14 protein-coding genes are annotated in these 16,893 nt (G+C 71.2%); 8 read left to right on the top strand and 6 right to left on the bottom strand.

Annotated features, from left to right (window positions below; genetic code table 11):
• Positions 1-72 precede the first annotated feature (72 nt).
• The gene (locus KZ829_RS16120; RefSeq protein WP_220144735.1) at positions 73-843 is read right to left on the bottom strand and encodes a hypothetical protein; all 771 of its coding nucleotides are present in this window, start codon (positions 841-843) and stop codon (positions 73-75) included.
• Between the two features lie 192 nt (positions 844-1,035).
• On the opposite strand from KZ829_RS16120, the gene KZ829_RS16115 reads away from it, so the two are divergent.
• Positions 1,036-1,608 carry an FKBP-type peptidyl-prolyl cis-trans isomerase gene (locus tag KZ829_RS16115; RefSeq protein WP_220144734.1) on the top strand — a complete coding sequence of 191 codons (573 nt, stop codon included), beginning with the start codon at positions 1,036-1,038 and terminating at the stop codon, positions 1,606-1,608.
• A gap of 52 nt (positions 1,609-1,660) precedes the next feature.
• Here the strand turns inward: KZ829_RS16115 and yaaA are convergent, their stop codons facing one another.
• From yaaA to KZ829_RS16100, 3 genes are read right to left on the bottom strand one after another with little or no spacing between them, the layout of a single operon-like run.
• Positions 1,661-2,455, bottom strand: coding sequence for a peroxide stress protein YaaA (gene yaaA, locus KZ829_RS16110; protein WP_220144733.1), 795 nt, complete (start codon positions 2,453-2,455; stop codon positions 1,661-1,663).
• A gap of 10 nt (positions 2,456-2,465) precedes the next feature.
• Positions 2,466-2,804: an STAS domain-containing protein gene (locus tag KZ829_RS16105; RefSeq protein WP_308285511.1), complete on the bottom strand. Its 339-nt coding sequence runs from the start codon at positions 2,802-2,804 to the stop codon at positions 2,466-2,468.
• A gap of 31 nt (positions 2,805-2,835) precedes the next feature.
• Positions 2,836-4,569: a copper resistance CopC/CopD family protein gene (locus KZ829_RS16100; RefSeq protein ID WP_220144732.1), complete on the bottom strand. Its 1,734-nt coding sequence runs from the start codon at positions 4,567-4,569 to the stop codon at positions 2,836-2,838.
• A gap of 97 nt (positions 4,570-4,666) precedes the next feature.
• Here KZ829_RS16100 and pgm point away from each other — a divergent pair, with 97 nt between their 5' ends.
• The 4 genes from pgm (at position 4,667) to KZ829_RS16080 (ending at position 11,619) form a co-directional block, all read left to right on the top strand.
• On the top strand, positions 4,667-6,307 hold the full coding sequence (pgm, locus tag KZ829_RS16095; RefSeq protein ID WP_220144731.1) for a phosphoglucomutase (alpha-D-glucose-1,6-bisphosphate-dependent): 1,641 nt from the start codon (positions 4,667-4,669) through the stop codon (positions 6,305-6,307).
• Positions 6,308-6,386: 79 nt separating this feature from the next.
• Complete coding sequence (locus tag KZ829_RS16090) at positions 6,387-8,690, top strand: putative bifunctional diguanylate cyclase/phosphodiesterase (RefSeq protein ID WP_220144730.1); 2,304 nt, start codon at positions 6,387-6,389, stop codon at positions 8,688-8,690.
• Between the two features lie 52 nt (positions 8,691-8,742).
• On the top strand, positions 8,743-10,092 hold the full coding sequence (locus tag KZ829_RS16085; RefSeq protein WP_220144729.1) for an MFS transporter: 1,350 nt from the start codon (positions 8,743-8,745) through the stop codon (positions 10,090-10,092).
• 75 nt (positions 10,093-10,167) lie between these two features.
• Positions 10,168-11,619, top strand: a complete 1,452-nt coding sequence (locus KZ829_RS16080; protein ID WP_220144728.1) for a GGDEF domain-containing protein — start codon at positions 10,168-10,170, stop codon at positions 11,617-11,619.
• Here KZ829_RS16080 and KZ829_RS16075 read toward each other — a convergent pair.
• On the bottom strand, positions 11,589-12,380 hold the full coding sequence (locus KZ829_RS16075; RefSeq protein ID WP_220144727.1) for an SAM-dependent methyltransferase: 792 nt from the start codon (positions 12,378-12,380) through the stop codon (positions 11,589-11,591). The two genes, KZ829_RS16080 and KZ829_RS16075, sit on opposite strands and share 31 nt — an antisense overlap.
• 58 nt (positions 12,381-12,438) lie before the next feature.
• On the bottom strand, positions 12,439-13,878 hold the full coding sequence (gene gnd, locus KZ829_RS16070; RefSeq protein ID WP_220144726.1) for an NADP-dependent phosphogluconate dehydrogenase: 1,440 nt from the start codon (positions 13,876-13,878) through the stop codon (positions 12,439-12,441).
• 148 nt (positions 13,879-14,026) lie between these two features.
• Here gnd and KZ829_RS16065 point away from each other — a divergent pair, with 148 nt between their 5' ends.
• The 3 genes from KZ829_RS16065 (at position 14,027) to KZ829_RS16055 (ending at position 16,561) form a co-directional block, all read left to right on the top strand.
• On the top strand, positions 14,027-15,409 hold the full coding sequence (locus KZ829_RS16065) for a GGDEF domain-containing protein (protein WP_220144725.1): 1,383 nt from the start codon (positions 14,027-14,029) through the stop codon (positions 15,407-15,409).
• 108 nt (positions 15,410-15,517) lie between these two features.
• A complete protein-coding gene (locus KZ829_RS16060; RefSeq protein WP_220144724.1) occupies positions 15,518-15,832 on the top strand; it encodes a type II toxin-antitoxin system PemK/MazF family toxin in 315 nt (104 codons plus the stop codon).
• 591 nt (positions 15,833-16,423) lie between these two features.
• A complete protein-coding gene (locus KZ829_RS16055; protein ID WP_220144723.1) occupies positions 16,424-16,561 on the top strand; it encodes a hypothetical protein in 138 nt (45 codons plus the stop codon).
• The last annotated feature ends 332 nt before the right edge of the window (positions 16,562-16,893 follow it).

Genomic DNA, 16,893 nt, shown 5'->3' with positions numbered 1-16,893 from the left:
GAGGCGGGCGACCCGCGATCCCCAGCCCGCGAACACAGGGTTCCCCTTTCGAATGTAGAGAGTTTCCGCAGGTCAGCTCAGTGTTGCGGCCTGCAGGGACACTCCGCCGCACTTGTCGTCGAAGGTTGCGCCGGTGATCCACTCGACCGAGATCTTGCCAGTTCCGGAGGCTTGATAGGAGATGACATAGGCAGCGGTCGTCATCGTCGGCTCTCGATTCTCGAGGATGTCGGTGACCGGCTCGCCGCCGGTGGACAGTTTGATACGGATGTCGCCGCGGGCGCGGATCGCCCCGACGTACACGGTCAGGACGTTGCGGCCGGTCCCGGCCGGCGCCGTGACGGTGAAGCCGTTGCCGGCGCCGCAGGTGTTGATTCCGCTGGTCACGCCGGAGGTCTTGGCCATCGGCTCGCCGCCGCGCCAGGTGAACCGCTGCGGGCTGGAGGTGTGCCGGACCCGGGGCGCGGTGGGCGTGCCCTCCAGGATGGCGAACTCCCCGCCGGCGTCGCGTTCCAGCGAGAACCGGCCCTGTTCGCCCCAGTGCACCCAGTCGATCGTGCCTTCGGCGGCCAGGTCGACAATTCCGGCGACCGGCACCCGCTCGATCGAGATCGCGTCGACCGGCACCACCGACGGCGGCAGGCTCGCGCTGGGCAGCGGGATCGGGATCTGGTCGGCGGTCGTGGTGGGCACGGCGATCGGATCCGGTTCACCGGACTGCCCGCCGCTGTTCGCGCGGGCGTGCATGAACAGCCCGAACACCACGACGGCGAGGACGCCGGCCAGGATCACCGCGGCCGGTTCGAGGTACTCCCGCCGCGCTCCGGGATCGAGCAGAGGCAAGGATCCTCCAGTGCGGCGTCGGGACAGGGGCGCTAAACGATCTCATCCCGTGCGGCCGGGGTGAAGAGGGGGAGGCGGGAGGGGACCTTACGGTTGATCATCCCCATCGGCGATTCGGGGGAGGTTCCGCGTTGTCTCTGTCACATCGTTGAGTAGCGTGTCCGGAGTCTCCGACACCTAGGGGTTTTGCGAATGAGTGACAACAAGCGCCGAAGCCAGGCCATCGCCGGTGTGCTGTGCGGCGCGCTCGTCGTCGCGGTGCTGGTAGGGGTGTTCTTCGTGGTCCGTGACGGCAGCAGCGAGGCGCCGGTCGCGTCGCAGCCCACGGCGACGACCCAGCCGGCCGCGCCCGTGCCGCCCTCGGCCGAGCCTTCGGCCGCGGCCTCCACCGCGGCGGCCGGCGGTTCGGCCGCTCTCTCCCAGGAGCCCGACGTGCAGCCCGGCACCGGTGCGGTGACCGCGCTGACCGTCAAGGAGCTGGTGCCGGGGACCGGTGAGAAGGTCAAGGCCGGTCAGACCATCACGGTCAACTACAAGGTGATCAACTACCTCACCGGCGAGCAGATCGACTCGTCGTGGAAGAACGGCGTTTCCGAGCCGTTCTCCGCCCAGATCGGCGTCGGCCAGCTGATCCCGGGCTGGGACCAGGCCGTCCCCGGGCAGAAGGTGGGCAGCCGGATCCAGCTGGACGTGCCGGCTGCCCTCGCCTACGGCCCGGAGCAGGGCGACCTGCGGTTCGTCGTGGACATCGTGTCCGCCGAGTGAGCTGAGAAGCGCCGAGTGAGCCAAGCACCGAGTGAGCCAAGCACCGAGTGAGCTACAGCTCGGTGACGATCACCTCGAGCTGACGGGCCCGCCCGGCCGGGCCGGGACGCTCCTCGACCGTGAACTTCAGGTCGCGCAGTGCGGTGACCAGCTCGTCCACCGAGTCCGGGGCGGCCGCGTCGGTGGCCAGCGCGCGGACCAGGCGGCCCTTGGTGGCCTTGTTGAAGTGGGACACCACGGACCGCCTGGCCACACCGTCGACGATCCGTTCGTGCAGCACCTTGACGACCGCGGCGTTCTCCGCCGGGGCCCACATCGCGGCGTACGCGCCGGAGCGCAGGTCCAGCACCGGCGTTCCGGCGGCCGCCTGGTCCAGGGCCGGGCGCAGAGCCTTCTTCCAGTACGCGGTGAGCCCGCCGACGGCGGGCAGGGTCACACCGACCGAACAGCGGTAGGCCGGGATCCGGTCGCCGAGGCGGACCGCGCCCCAGAGGCCGGAGAAGACGACCGCGGAGTCCTCGATCCAGGTCCGCGCCTCGGCGGAGAGATCACCCGGATTCAGGGCCTCGTACAGGACACCGGTGTAGATCTCGGACGCCGGGCCCGCGGGTGACTGGAGAAGAGCGGCGTTCCGGGCGATCTCGTCCCGCTGCCCCACGCTGAGCCCCAGCACCGCCAGACTGTCCGCGATCGACCGCTCGCTGCCGCGCGCACAGAGCGCCACCAGCTTCTTCAGCACCCGGGTCCGGGCGGCGGTCAGCGACGGCAGCCACAGCGACGACGGGTCGACCGGCACACCGGCCGTGGCCGGGGTCTTGCCTTCGGAGGGCGGGAGCAGCATCAGCACGGGCCGAACATTAGCCGGGCCGGTCGGCGACGGCGTCCGCGACCGACGGGTACACGCCGATCAGCCGGGTCAGCCCGACCGTGTCGAGCAGCCGTTCCAGGAACTCGCTCGGCCCGGCCAGCCGCAGCCAGCCGCCGCAGGCGCGGGCCCGGCTGTGGCCCAGTACGAAGGTGCTGAGCCCGATCGAGTCACAGAAGCCGACGCCCGCGACGTCGACCACGACCCGCGGCTCGGGGCGGTCGAGCGCCTCGTCCAGCCGGGCGGCCAGGAGCGGGGCGCCGTCCATGTCCAGGGTGCCGTGCACCGTGACGACGACGGCGACGGTCGATTCGCTCAGGGAGACGTCCACCCACGCCTGATGCCCAGAACCGTCCCGCCCGTCACCTCTCGACGGTCACGGTCGTTTTCACGCTGGCCCGGTCGATGTCGCTGACCCGGATGGTGAAGGTGATCTCGTAGGTGCCGGGCAGCGGGAACGACATCGACCCGAGAGCCTGGTTCCCGTCCGGCAGCGGGGCGAACGGCTGCGGCACCGCCTCCAGGGCCGGATCCAGCAGCCGGGCCGTGACCTGCCACTCCTCGGCCCGCATCGGCGAGCCGTCCGGCGCGTAGAGGTATGCGTGCACCGTGTTGTACTCGCCCAGCTCCACCGGGTAGATGTTGAACTGGACCGCGTACAGGTCGCTGGTCAGCGTCTCGGACTTGCCGGCGCCGGTGATCTGCCTGTCCTTGGCGGCCGCGATCCGCCCGGTGTCCACCTGCACCAGCACCGAGCTCAGTCCCAGGATCAGCACGGTCGCCACCACCTCGACGCCGACCAGCCGCCGCAGCCCGGTCCCGCCCGAGCCGCGCAGCACCAGGCGGCGGGCGCCGGCCGCGACCGCCAGCACCACGGCCAGGATGCCGATTTTGGCGCTCAGCAGCCGGCCGTAGTCGGTCTCCCACAGCGCGCTCACCCGGCCCACCTGGATGACCGACTGCGCGGCCCCCGCGAGGACCAGCCACAACACCGAGAGTGCGGCCCACCGCGACCACACCGGCAGGATCACGCCGAGCACCCGCCGCTCGGTCCGGCGCAGCAGGAAGACGGTCAGTGTGACCAGCCCGCCGATCCAGACCGCCATGGCGGCCATGTGCACCACTCCGGCGCCCACGGTCACCGCCGGCAGCGGTGCGGCGATGGCGTGCCCGGTCAGCGGCCACGTCGCGAGACCGGCCACGGACAACCCGAGCACGGCGTACGCCCGCGCCTTCCGTGACGTGACCCGCGGCTGCGGCCTCGGCGCGGGCGCCGGTTCGGGTGCGGGCGCTCCTGCGCCGACCAGGACCGGCTGGGGCGCGGTCCGCGGCGCGGTCACGGTCCGTCGTGGTTTCCGGAGGAGAGGAGGCAGGAGTACGGCGAGAGCGCCCACGATCGCGAGCCGTGCCAGCAGCAGCAACCCGAACCGGCTGGTCGCCACCTCACCCAGTTCGGTGGCGGTGACCTGCCAGAGCGCGGCCCCGGAACTCTGCTGTGCCTGGGTGCCGAGCGCGCCCGCGGTGGCCAGCGCGGTGAGCCCCAGGCCGATCCGGATCGTCAGCAGGGCCCCGCGCCGGGACCGGGTCCGCGGCCACAGGAACGCCAGGAACAGCGCGGGCCCGGCGATCAGCGTGATCCCTCCGTACCCCATGGTTTTGAAGATCGGAATCGCGGCGGTGACCGACGGATGCGCCCCGGCCGACTCCACCGGCGCCTCGGGCCGTGCCGAAGGCGCGCCGACCGAGAAGGTGATCGCGCCGCCGACCGGGTGGCTGTCCGCGGAGATGACCCGGAAGCTGATCAGGTACGTGCCGAGCGGGTGTTCCGCCTTACGGATCGGGATCCGCACCACCGAGCCCTCGACGGTGACCTTGCCGGAGATCCGCTCGCCGTCCGGGGCGATCACCTGAACCCGGCCCTCGACCGGGGTGACCGGCTCGCTGAAGGTGACGGTGACCTCGGTGGGCGCCGCGTTGTTCAGGCTGCCCGGCGCGGGAGACGCCCCGACCGGCGCGGCGTGCGCGGCGGCCGGCGACGCCGGCAGCGCGAGGGTGCCGGTCAGCAGGACGAGCAGGAACAGTAAGACCCGGGTCACATGAGGTAGTTCGGATCGGCGTGGGGAAAGGTTCAAGCAGGGCGTGTCGATACGATCCGTGGCAGCGCCCAGAACCGTTCTCGAGGGAGCCGCCGTCATGTCCCACCATCCCCGTGCCGGAAAGCCGGCCGAGCCGGCCGACCTGATCGACGTTCCCAAGGTCATCTCGCGTTACTACACCGAGCACCCGGATCCCGCACAGCCGGGGCAGGGTGTCGCCTTCGGGACGTCCGGGCACCGTGGGTCCAGCCTGCGGACCGCGTTCACCGAGGACCACATCGCGGCGACCAGCCAGGCGATCGTGGAGTACCGGCGCGAGCAGGGCACCACCGGCCCGCTGTTCCTGGGCCGCGACACGCACGCGCTGAGCGAGCCCGCGATGATCACCGCGCTGGAGGTGTTCGCGGCCAACGAGGTGACGGTCCTGATCGACAGCCGCGACGGCTACACGCCGACGCCCGCGCTGTCGCACGCCATCCTCACCCACAACCGGTCGGCGCGGGCCAGGGCGGACGGGGTCGTGGTGACGCCGTCGCACAACCCGCCGGACGACGGCGGGTTCAAGTACAACCCGCCGGACGGTGGCCCGGCCGGCACCGACGCCACCAGGTGGATCCAGGACCGGGCCAACGCCCTGATCGCGGCGGGGCTCAAGGACGTGCGGCGGGTCACCGCGGCCGCGGCACGGGCCTCGGAGAGCGTTCAGGGGTACGACTACCTCGGCACGTACGTGGACGACCTCCCGTCGGTGATCGACATCGACGCGATCCGGAACGCGGGGGTGCGGATCGGGGCGGATCCGCTCGGTGGGGCCAGCGTGGCCTACTGGGGCGCCATCGCCGAGCGGCACCGGCTCGACCTGACCGTGGTGAACCCGGTGGTCGACCCGCGGTTCGGCTTCATGACGCTGGACTGGGACGGCAGGATCCGGATGGACTGCTCGTCGCCGTACGCGATGGCCTCGCTGATCGCTCAGCGGGACCGCTTCCAGATCGCCACCGGCAACGACGCCGACGCCGACCGGCACGGCATCGTCACCCCCGACGGCGGCCTGATGAACCCCAACCACTACCTCGCGGTGGCCATCGCCTACCTCTACTCGTCGCGGGACGGCTGGCCGTCCGGGGCCGGCATCGGCAAGACCCTGGTGTCCTCGTCGATGATCGACCGGGTCGCCGCCGACCTGGGCCGCCGCCTCGACGAGGTGCCGGTGGGCTTCAAGTGGTTCGTGCCCGGCCTGCTCGACGGGTCGATCGGCTTCGGCGGCGAGGAGAGCGCCGGCGCGTCGTTCCTGCGCCGTGACGGCGGACCGTGGAGCACCGACAAGGACGGCCTCATCCTGGACCTGCTGGCCTCCGAGATCCTCGCGGTGACCGGTCAGACGCCGAGCGAGCGCTACCGGGAGCTGACCGCGCGGTTCGGCGAGCCGGCCTACGCCCGGATCGACGCCCCCGCCACCCGCGACGAGAAGGCGATCCTCGCGAAGCTGTCGCCGTCGCAGGTCACCGCGTCCACGCTGGCCGGCGAGCCGATCACCGCGGTGCTGACCGACGCGCCGGCCAACGGCGCGGCGATCGGCGGCCTCAAGGTGGTCACCGAGTCCGGCTGGTTCGCGGCCCGGCCGTCCGGCACCGAGGACGTCTACAAGATCTACGCCGAGTCCTTCCAGGGTCCCGACCACCTGGCCCGCGTCCAGGAGGAGGCCCGCGCTGTGGTGTCGGCCGCACTGGCCGGCTGAATTCCACTCAGATCCGGGGCTTCCGCGCCGACTGGTAGACCGCAAGGAGATGCCTACCGGGCAGGAGCCGAGACCTCCGATGAGCGAACCCGAGAACGCCGGCGGCGTCCCCCGGCCACGGTCCGGCGGGCTGGCGCCCGTGCTGGTCTCCGCCGGGGCCATTCTCGTCGTCGTCGCGTGGTTGCTCGTCCGCGACGACGACGAGCTGTTTCTCGGCTACGTCGGCGGCCCGATCGCGATGGCCGCCGGCGCGTACGCCTGCCTGCGGATCGCCCGGGACCGGCTGCCGCGGCCGGTACACCGGTTCTGGCGGCGGATGACGCTGGTCGGTGTCTTCCTGCTGGTCGCCGCGCTGGTCGCCATGCTCCGGGCCAACAACGACACCGGCATGTCCCTGCACGTCGCCGTCCCGACGCTGGCCGGCCTCGGTCTCCTGATGTTCACCTTCCTGGCCCTGCCCGGCCGCCAGAAGAACCCGGCCGCCCTGCTGCGCGCCGTGCTCGACGGTTTGACGGTGGCCGTCGCGAGCGCCCTCATCTTCTGGTACGTCGTGTTCGACCTGGCCCCCGCGGGCACCTCGCCGGCCGCCCGGCTGGTGGCCGCGGTCGTCGGCGTCGGCGGGGTGCTGCTGCTGGTGATCGTCGGCAAGGCCGCCGCCGCCCCGGACACCGCCGTCGACGGCACCGCGCTGCGGGTCCTCACCGCCGCCCCGGTCGCCTGCGTGGTCACCACCATCCTGATGATCGCCGGGGACGACCGGTCCCGGATGGCGTTGTCGGTGCTGGTCCTGCCGATCGTCGGCGCGGCCCTCGCCGTCAGCGCCTACCTCCAGCGGCGGGCCCTCGACCGGCCGGCCGGGCAGCCCGTGCCGGCCTCGAACCGGTCGCTGTTCAACCTGCTCCCGTTCGTCGCGGTCGCCGCCACGGCCGGCCTGGTGATCAGCGTCAGCGCCCAGGACATGAGCGGCCGGCAGCGCACCGTGATCATCGGCGCGCTCCTGATCGCCGGCTGTGTCGTCGCCCGTCAGCTGCTCAGCCTGCGGGAGAACACCCTCGCGCTGCGCGGCATCCGCCGTCAGCAGGACGAGCTGGAGCGCCTCGCGCTCAGCGACAACCTGACCGGCCTGCCCAACCGGGCCCGGTTCACGGTGGCGCTCGCCGAACGCATCGAGGACGACCATCCGGCCGCCGCGCTGCTGATCGACGTCGACGACTTCAAGATGATCAACGACACGCTCGGCCCGGCCGCCGGTGACCAGCTGCTGTTCCAGGTGGCGCAGCGGCTGCGCGCCCAGTGCACGGACGGCGAGATGCCGGTCCGGCTCGGCGGTGACGAGTTCGCCGTACTGCTGCCCACCGACGACCCGGCCGCCGCCGAGGCCGCCGCCGGGCGCGCCCTCCAGGCCCTCGCCGACCCGTTCACCGTCGGCGAGCAGCACCTGCTGGTGCACGCCAGCGCCGGCATCGCGATCGCCGAGACCGGCGCCACCGCCGACGAGGTGCTGCGCAACGCCGACATCGCGATGTACGCCGCCAAGGAGGCCGGCAAGGCGTCCTGGGCCCGGTTCGAGCCGCGGATGCGGCAGGACATGGTCAACCACGCCATGCTCGCCGGTGAACTGCGCAACGGCATCGCCCGTGGCGAGCTCCGGCTGCTCTACCAGCCCATCTACGACCTGGTCACCGGCCGCCTGCACGGCGCCGAGGCGCTGGTGCGCTGGCAGCACCCGGAACGCGGCTTCGTCTCGCCCGCCGACTTCATCCCGGTCGCCGAACGGACCGGCCTCATCGTGCCGCTCGGCGCCTGGGTGCTGCGGGAGGCGTGCTCACAGCTGGCCCGCTGGCGCGCCACCTACGGGGACCGCACGGTCGAGTCCGTCAACGTCAACGTGGCGGTCCGCCAGCTGCGCGAGGTCGGCTTCGTCGACGAGGTCGCGGCCGTGCTCAGCGAGACCGGTCTCAGCCCGCGCAACCTGATCATCGAGGTCACCGAGTCGTCGGTGGTCGACGGCTGGCAGGTGCGGGAGACCCTCCGGGCACTGCACGAGATGGGCGTACCCCTGGCTCTCGACGACTTCGGCACCGGCCAGTCGTCGCTCAGCCTGCTGCGCGCCTTCCCGGTCGACGTCCTGAAACTGGACAAGTCGTTCGTCGACGGCATCGCCGAGGGCGCCGACCGGGGCCGGCTCGCGGTCGCCGCCGCGGTCGCCCAGCTCGCCGAGCACCTCCAGCTCAAGGCGGTCGCCGAGGGCATCGAGAACCAGGAGCAGCTGAACCGGCTGCGGGACATGGGCTACCGGTACGGGCAGGGCTTCTTCATGTCCCGGCCGGTGCCCGCCGACGACTACGCCGCGCTGATGGCCGCCGACCCGGTCCGCGCCTGAACGGCGAAATCGGCTGGACCTCAATCGGGGTCCAGGTAATACCGTGCAGTCCATGACCGTCGTCACGGGGCACGTCCGGACCTTCTACCAGCTGCTCTTCAACACGCTGCTGGTGTCGGTCATCAACTTCACCGTCTGGTTCGCCGTCACCTTCTGGGTGTACCTCGAGACGAGGTCGGTCTTCGCGACCGGCGTCATCTCCGGCATCTTCCTGGTGCTGACCGCGCTCACCGGAATCTGGTTCGGCAGCCTGGTCGACGGTCACCGCAAGAAGACCGCGCTCCAGGGCTCGGCCCTGGCCTCCCTCGTGTTCTACGGCGCCGCCTTCGCCGTCCACCTGTCCGTGCCCGAACAGGCGTGGACGGATCCGGCCGACGCGCGGCTCTGGGCGTTCGTGCTGCTGCTGATGTTCGGCGTGATCGCCGGCAACATCCGCACCATCGCGCTGCCCACCCTGGTCACGCTGCTGATCGACGCCGACAAGCGGGACCGCGCCAACGGCCTGGTCGGCACCGTCTCCGGCACCAGCTTCCTGGTCACCTCGGTGATCAGCGGCGTGCTGGTGGCCTTCGACGGCATGTTCTCGGTGCTGGTCCTGGCCCTGGCGGTGCTCGCGCTGTCCCTGGTCCACCTCACGTTCGTACGCATCCCGGAACGGGAGCCGGAGCACAGCGAGGCCGCCCGGCCCGGCGTCGACCTGCGCGGCACGATCCGGATCATCGCCGGGGTGCCGGGCCTGACCGCGCTCATCCTGTTCAGCACGTTCAACAACTTCCTGGGCGGCGTGTTCATGGCCCTCGCCGACGCGTACGGGCTGTCGCTCGTGTCGGTGCAGACGTGGGGCCTGCTGTGGGGCGTGATCAGCACCGGCTTCATCCTCGGTGGGCTGCTCGTGTCGCGTACCGGTCTGGGGTCTCGCCCGGTCCGGCTCCTGCTGCTGCTCAACGTGGTCCTGTGGGCGATCATCGTGGTCTTCCCGATCTGGGCGTCGATCATCCCGATGGCCGTCGGCATGTACGTGTACATGCTGCTCATGCCGTATGCGGAGGCCACCGAGCAGACCATCCTCCAGCGGGTCGTCCCCTACGAGCGGCAGGGCCGGGTCTTCGGCCTCGCCCAGAGCGCCGAACAGGCGGCGTCCCCGCTGACCGCCTTCCTGATCTCCCCCGTCACCCAGTTCGTGTTCATCCCGTTCATGAGCGACGGCGGCGCCGGCGCGGACGCCATCGGCTCCTGGTTCGGCACCGGCGCCGACCGCGGCATGGCCCTGGTCTTCATCCTCACCGGCCTGATCGGCGTGGTCGCCACGACACTGGCCCTGGCCAGCCGCCCCTACCGGGCACTGAGCCGCCGCGTCGCCGAGGACGCACCGGCCACCGAACCGGCCGCGGCGCCCGCCTGACCCGTTTCCCTCAGGCCGGGCGGGGCGCGGTCGATCAAATGTCGGACAACAGCCGGGCCGAGGAGAGGAACCCCCATGGGATGGCCGCGTGCCACGGCGCCCGCCTGGCCCGTGTACGCCGGCGTACTGGGGCTGTCGGCGGCCGCGGTCACGTCCTACGCGCTGACCGGCCCCGGCCCTCGGACCGTCGTCTTCGCGCTGGTCACCACCGTCCCGGTCGTCGTCTACCTGCTCGCCCTCTCGGCCCGGCACCTGACCGACCGCCTGCCGTGGCTGATCGCCACGACCGGCATGGCCCTGCTGACCGTCGCCACGCTGCGCTGGCCGGACTGGATCTCCGGCCACCACCTCGGCCGGGCCGAAGGCGCCGCCGCCGACCTTTCGATCGCCTCCGCGCACCTGCTCTTCCTGATCGGCACGGGCATCGGGCTGCGCCGGCACGGCCGCAAGGACCCCGGTGGCCTCATCGACGCCGCACTGATCGGCCTCTGCGCCGCCGGGCCGCTCTGGGAATGGCTGATCCGCCCGAACGTCGTCCCGGACGCCACCCTGCTCGGCAAGACGCTGCTGCTCTCCGACCTGCTGCTGCTCTCCGCGGTGGTCGGCTGCCTGATCCGGATCGGTGTCACCGCCCCGAAGGCCCGGGGCCCGGTCGCCTTCCTGATGGCCGCCGGGATCCTCACCATGGCCGCCGAACTCGTCGCGGTGCTCACTGTGCACGGCAGCCACGTCTGGACCGCCCAGCTGATGATGCTGGCGTACCTGTGCGTGGCCGCCGGTCCGGCGCTGCCGACCGGCCCGCACATCACCCAGCCTGCGCCCGGCCCGGCCACCGTGGGACACCCGCCGCTCGGCTGGCTCGGCGCCGCCCTCTGCGCCAACCCGATGATCGCCGCCGTCCAGGCCGCGCAGGGTGACAGGCCGGCCAGCGTGGTACTGCCGGTCGCCACGATGCTGGTGGTGCCGGTGGTGGTGCTGCGGTTGCGGCTGCTCTCCGCACAACGGTCCCGGGCCGCGCGCACCCTCGCCTACCAAGCCCACCACGACGGGCTCACCGGCCTCTACAACCGGCGGCACATCGTCGACCGGATCGACGAGGAGATCTCCGCTCTCGGCGACGGCTCGCTCGCCGAGGTCACCCTGCTGCTCTGCGACCTCGACGGGTTCAAACCGGTCAACGACCGGATGGGCCATCAGGCCGGCGACATCGTGCTCCAGGAGGTCGCCCGGCGGCTCACCGCCGCGGTGCGCGAGCAGGACCTGGTCGGCCGGATCGGCGGCGACGAGTTCCTGATCCTGCTGCGCGGCGAGTACCCGGGCGGCGGCACGACGGTCGCCGACCGGATCATCGAGTCACTGCGGGCGCCGATCGAGGTGGCCGGCACGCCCGTACGCGTCGGGGTCTCGATCGGAACGGCCGCCGCGCGAGCCGGCGCCGTCGTCGACCGGGAGGCCCTGATCGCGCGGGCCGACGCCGCCATGTACGAGATGAAGGCTCAGCGGCGCTTGACCGCGACCGCGGCATAGCCCATCGCCGCCAGATCCGGATCCACCCCGGCCGGCAGCTCGGCGAACGGCCACAGGTGCACCAGACCCGGTTCCTCCAGCGGCCAGTCCCCGAAGAACGCCCGGATCGTCTCCGGGTCCCGGGGCGTGAACGGCGAGTTCGCCCGTTGGTAGATCGCCGAGATCTTGGCCATGTGTTCGGGCCGGGCGTCCGAGGCGGCGTGCGAGACCGCCAGCACGCTGCCCGGGGCCAGAGCGTCCCGGATCGCGGCGACCGGGACGTGCGGGTCTTCGCCGTCCGGGATCAGGTGCAGCAGGAACATCATCAGGACGCCGGCCGGCTCGTCGAGGTCGATCAGCTTCCGCAGGCCCGGGTCGGACAGGATCGCCGCCGGATCGCGCAGGTCGCCCTGGACCATCGTGGTGTTCGCCGAGCTGAGCAGGGCCTGACCGTGGCGGCAGACCACCTCGTCGCGGTCGACGTAGACCACCCGCACCGACGGGTCGATCTCCTGGGCGATCTGGTGCACATTCTCCCTGGTGGGCAGGCCCGACCCGATGTCGATGATCTGGCGGATCCCGCGCTCGACGATCATGTGCCGCACCACGCGCTTGATCAGCTCACGGCCGGAGCGGGCCGCGTCGCGCATCTCCGGCGCCACTGACAGGACCGCGTCGGCGGCCGCGCGGTCGACGGCGAAATTGTCCTTGCCGCCCAGGTAGTAGTCGTACATGCGGGCGGCGTTCGGCACGGTCACGTCGATGCCGGGGGGCACAGTCATGTCCAGTGAGGATAATCGAGCCCGGCCGATCCGCATCGGCCGGGCTCGCACAATGGGATCAGGCGTCGACCTCGGGGCGGCCCTCCGCGGCCCACAGCGTGTGGAACGAGCCCGGCTTGTCCACCCGGTGGTAGGTGTGGGCGCCGAAGAAGTCCCGCTGGCCCTGGATCAGGGCGGCCGGCAGGCGCTCGGCGCGCAGGCTGTCGTAGTAGGCCAGCGCCGAGGAGAAGCCGGGCGCCGGGATGCCCTGCTGGGCGGCGGTCACCGCGACCCGGCGCCACGCGTCCTGGGCGCCGGCCACCGCGTCCTGGAAGTACTGGTCCACGAGCAGGGTCGGCAGCGCCGGATTCTTGTCGTACGCCTGCTTGATGAAGTCCAGGAACTTGGCGCGGATGATGCAGCCGGCCCGCCAGATCTTCGCCATGGCGCCCGGGTCGATGTCCCAGCCGTACTCCTTGCTGGCGGCCTGGATCTGCTGGAAGCCCTGCGCGTACGCCACGATCTTGGAGGCGAACAGCGCCTGCTCGACGTCCGCCACCAGGTCACCGGCGTGCGAACCGGCCGACGCCGACGGGCCCGGCAGACCCGCGCTCACCGCCGCCTCACGCTCCTGCACGCCACCGGAGATGGCGCGGGCGAACACCGACTCGGCGATACCGGACACCGGGACGCCCAGGTCCAGGGCGGCCTGCACGGTCCAGCGGCCGGTGCCCTTCTGCTCGGCGCGGTCCAGCACGACGTCCACGAACGGCTTACCGGTGGCGGCGTCCACCTGCTTGAGCACCTCGGCGGTGATCTCGATCAGGTAGGAGCCCAGCCGGCCCTCGTTCCAGCTCGTGAAGATGCCGGCGATCTCGGCGGGGGAGTGGCCGCCCACCTGGCGCAGCAGGTCGTACGCCTCCGCGATCAGCTGCATGTCGGCGTACTCGATGCCGTTGTGCACCATCTTCACGAAGTGGCCGGCGCCGTCCGGGCCGACGTGCACGCAGCACGGCTCCCCGTCCACCTTCGCGGAGATGTCCTCCAGCAGCGGGCCGAGAGCGTCGTACGACTCCTTCGGGCCGCCCGGCATGATGCTCGGGCCGTGCAGCGCGCCCTCCTCGCCACCGGAGACGCCGGCGCCCACGAAGTGCAGCCCCTTCGCCTTCAGCGCGGCCTCGCGGCGACGGGTGTCCGCGTAGTGCGCGTTGCCCGCGTCGATCAGCATGTCGCCCTCTTCCAGCAGCGGGGCGAACTCGTCGATCACGGCGTCGGTGGCCGGGCCGGCCTTGACCATGATGACCACACGGCGCGGGCGCTCCAGGCTCGCCACGAACTGCTCGGCGGTCTCGGCCGGCAGGAAGCTGCCCTCGTGACCGAACTCCTCGACAAGCTCCTTGGTACGGCCGTAGGACCGGTTGTGCAACGCCACGGTGTGTCCGTGCCGGGCGAAGTTACGGGCCAGGTTCCGGCCCATCACCGCCAGGCCGGTGACTCCGATCTGCGCCTTCTGCGACATCGTGCTACGTCCTTCCTCATTACCCGCCCATTACGGGCCCCGCGGTCATTCTTACGGGTTCGGAAGCCCGGCGGTTCGATCCCGTCCACGTGGTGAACACCGGTGCGGTTACCTCAAGTGCCCGCAGCGCCTACCGATCGCATCTGACGTGACCCGGAACCTCGGAATGGTGGCCTACATCAGCGCCGCGACCGCACTGACGGCCGCGATGCCGGTGGTGTCCGAGGGTGGCCGCGACCTGATCCTGCTGGCGATCTCGGTGCTCGCCGCGATCCCGGTCATCCGCCTCGTCGGCCGGGTGCCGGCCGGCGACCGGCGCCCGTTCGTGCTGATGGCGTTCGCCCTCTGCTGGCTGGTGGTCGACAACGTCATTCTGCTGAGCGGCCGGAACGCCGCCGTCGGGGACCTGATCGTCCTGGTCAGTAACCTGCACATGCTGGCCGCCGCCGTCGCCCTGGTGCTGCGCCGAGGCCGAGCCGACATCGGCGGCCTGCTCGACGCCGGCGTGCTGGCCGTCGTCGTCGCCGCCCTCACCTGGACCATCGTGCTGGAACCCAGCCTGGAACGGGCCGGCGTCCCGCTGGCCAAGCAGGCCAACCTCCTGGCCACGGTTCTGATGATCTCCGGCATCCTCGGCACCCTGATCCGGGTGCTGCGCACCAGCGAGCGGTTCTCCACCCCGCTGGCCCTGTTCATCCTGTCCGTCCTGGGCAACCTGGCCGGCGCGGTCGGCGGAATCCTCGCCACCGGTACCGTCACCGCCCAGTCCACCGTCCTCCGCGAGACGATCTTCGTGGTCGCCTACGCGCTGGTCGGTCTCGCCGCCATCCATCCCCGCGCGGCCGACCTGGCCAACCCCTGCCCGGTGCCGCCCGCCCGCCTCTTCGTCGGCCGGGTCATCGTCCTCGGCGGTGCGATCGCGGTCATCCCCACCGTCTCCGGCATCCGCGAGATCCTCGGCCTGCACGGCGACGCCGCCCTGCTCACCGTCGGCAACCTGCTGATCATCGCGCTGGTCGGCGTCCGGGTCGCCCGGATCAGCCTGCAACGCGAGCAGGCCGAACGGCGGCTGCTCCACCAGGCCACCCACGACCTGCTCACCGGCCTGCCGAACCGGGCCGAACTGTGGAACCGCCTGAACGCCGCGCTGCGCCGCGAACAGGAGGCCGGTCACCCGTCGGTGGTGCTGCTGTTCTGCGACCTCAACGGCTTCAAACAGGTCAACGACCGGCTCGGCCACCTGGCCGGAGACCGGCTGCTGACCGAGGTCGGCGCCCGCCTCGGCGGCCTCGGCGTGTTCGCGGCCCGCTACGGCGGCGACGAGTTCGTCCTGCTCGGCGAGGACGCCGAACGGCTCACCACCCTGGTCCGGGCGGCCCTGACCGAGCCGATCGTCGTTGCCGGAGAGCCGATCCGGGTCAGCGCCAGCATCGGCGCCGTCCACTCCGACGCCCGAACCTGCGCCGACGACCTGATCCGGCGCGCCGACCAGGCCATGTACCTGCACAAAGCCACCCGGCGGGCGGCCTGAACGATTGTTTCCGATGCGTGGGCGGGGCGAACGCGGGGGAGATCGGTGCGGCGGTACGCTTCCTGCCATGCCGATCCGGACCCCGCCGACATTTGGGCTGTCGCGGGCATGAGGCGCGGAGAGATCTGGACCATCGGTGACCGCGCCGATCTGCGCTACCGCGTCCTCGTCCTCTCCGGCGACAGCCACAACGAGCGCGGCAACGAGTGGGCCTTCTGCGCGCCGATCGTCCGGCAGCGGGGCGTCACCGAACTACCGCCGTACGCGGTCGCCCTCACCGAACAGGACCCGATCACCGGCGTGGTCGTCGTCAACCGCATGCGCCGCCTGCCGGCCGCCACCGGCGCCGAACGAATCGGCATGGTGACCGGCGCCAGCATGGCCCGCCTGGCCGAGGCGATGCGGGATCTGTTCGAGCTTTAGACCCCTTTTCCCGGTACGGCGTAAAGCGCGCGGTTCCTGATGATATCCCTCCGCCTTCACCCAAGTCGGCCGGTTTAGTAGGTTCTACGCTGCGTTAATTGCCAATGCCCGCCCTGATGGCTCCTCGGGCCGCCAAGTAGACCTTTTAAGCGACTGGTCTCTGCCTTCACGGGTTGGTCGTACGCAATTCGGCCATCTTCGCGGCTCCGCCATCTTCGCGGCTCCGCCATCTTCGCGGGTCGGCCGTTCCTGGGTCGGCCGTTCCTGGGTCGGCTGTCTTCGCGGGTCGGCTGCCTTCGTCGGTGGCCAGCCGCTGCCCCGATCGAGGGGTTGCCGCCGTTGCCGGCCGCCCGCTGTTGTTGCTTGGCGGTCATCGTTGGTCGGCGATCATCGGGTGCCGCCGCCGTTGCCGGCCGCCTCGCTGCTGCCCGGCGGCCACCACTATTCGGCGATGCTCCGCCGCCTGGCCGCGCTGGGCTTGACTGTGCTGGGCTTGACCGCACTGGGTCTGGGCGCGTTTCGTTGGTCGTTGGACCGCTACGAATCAGCCCGCCGCCCTGACCCGCGCGCTGAGTGCGTCATCGTTCCTGCGTGATTGCGCTGGGCTACGCGATGCGCGGTGAGCTGACGGAACTCGATGAACAATTATCCCTGCGCTGTTGCATGTCTGTCGTTGCGTCGTCGATGACGTCTGTTCTTCATATTTCCTTCGATCCGGAATTGGCATGATCGACTTCTTGGTCGGGCTTACAGTTCTTCTTCCGGACGTAGGAAAATATAGGTATGCGGCAGCAGCAGCTATTCCCCCCGAAGGTGATCGCAGCGATGCGCGTTCCGAGCAAACGGCGTAATCATTCGCCAGTCGCCGATCAATTCCGCCGCGACCATGAACGTCACCGCGAATGGGGCCTACGCCAGCGCAACGCCCAACGTTTGCGCCGCGCCCAACTCCGATGCGGCCAGTCCACTGCCACTGCCACTGCCACTGCCACTGCCGCGCCCGCGCCCGCCTCCGCGCCCGCGCCCGCCTCCGCGCCCGCGCCCGCCTCCGCGCCCGCGCC

Origin of the sequence: Actinoplanes hulinensis (genome assembly GCF_019429605.1) — a bacterium.
Taxonomy (GTDB): Bacteria; Actinomycetota; Actinomycetes; order Mycobacteriales; family Micromonosporaceae; genus Actinoplanes; species Actinoplanes campanulatus.
This window is presented reverse-complemented; position numbering and strand designations above follow the sequence as displayed.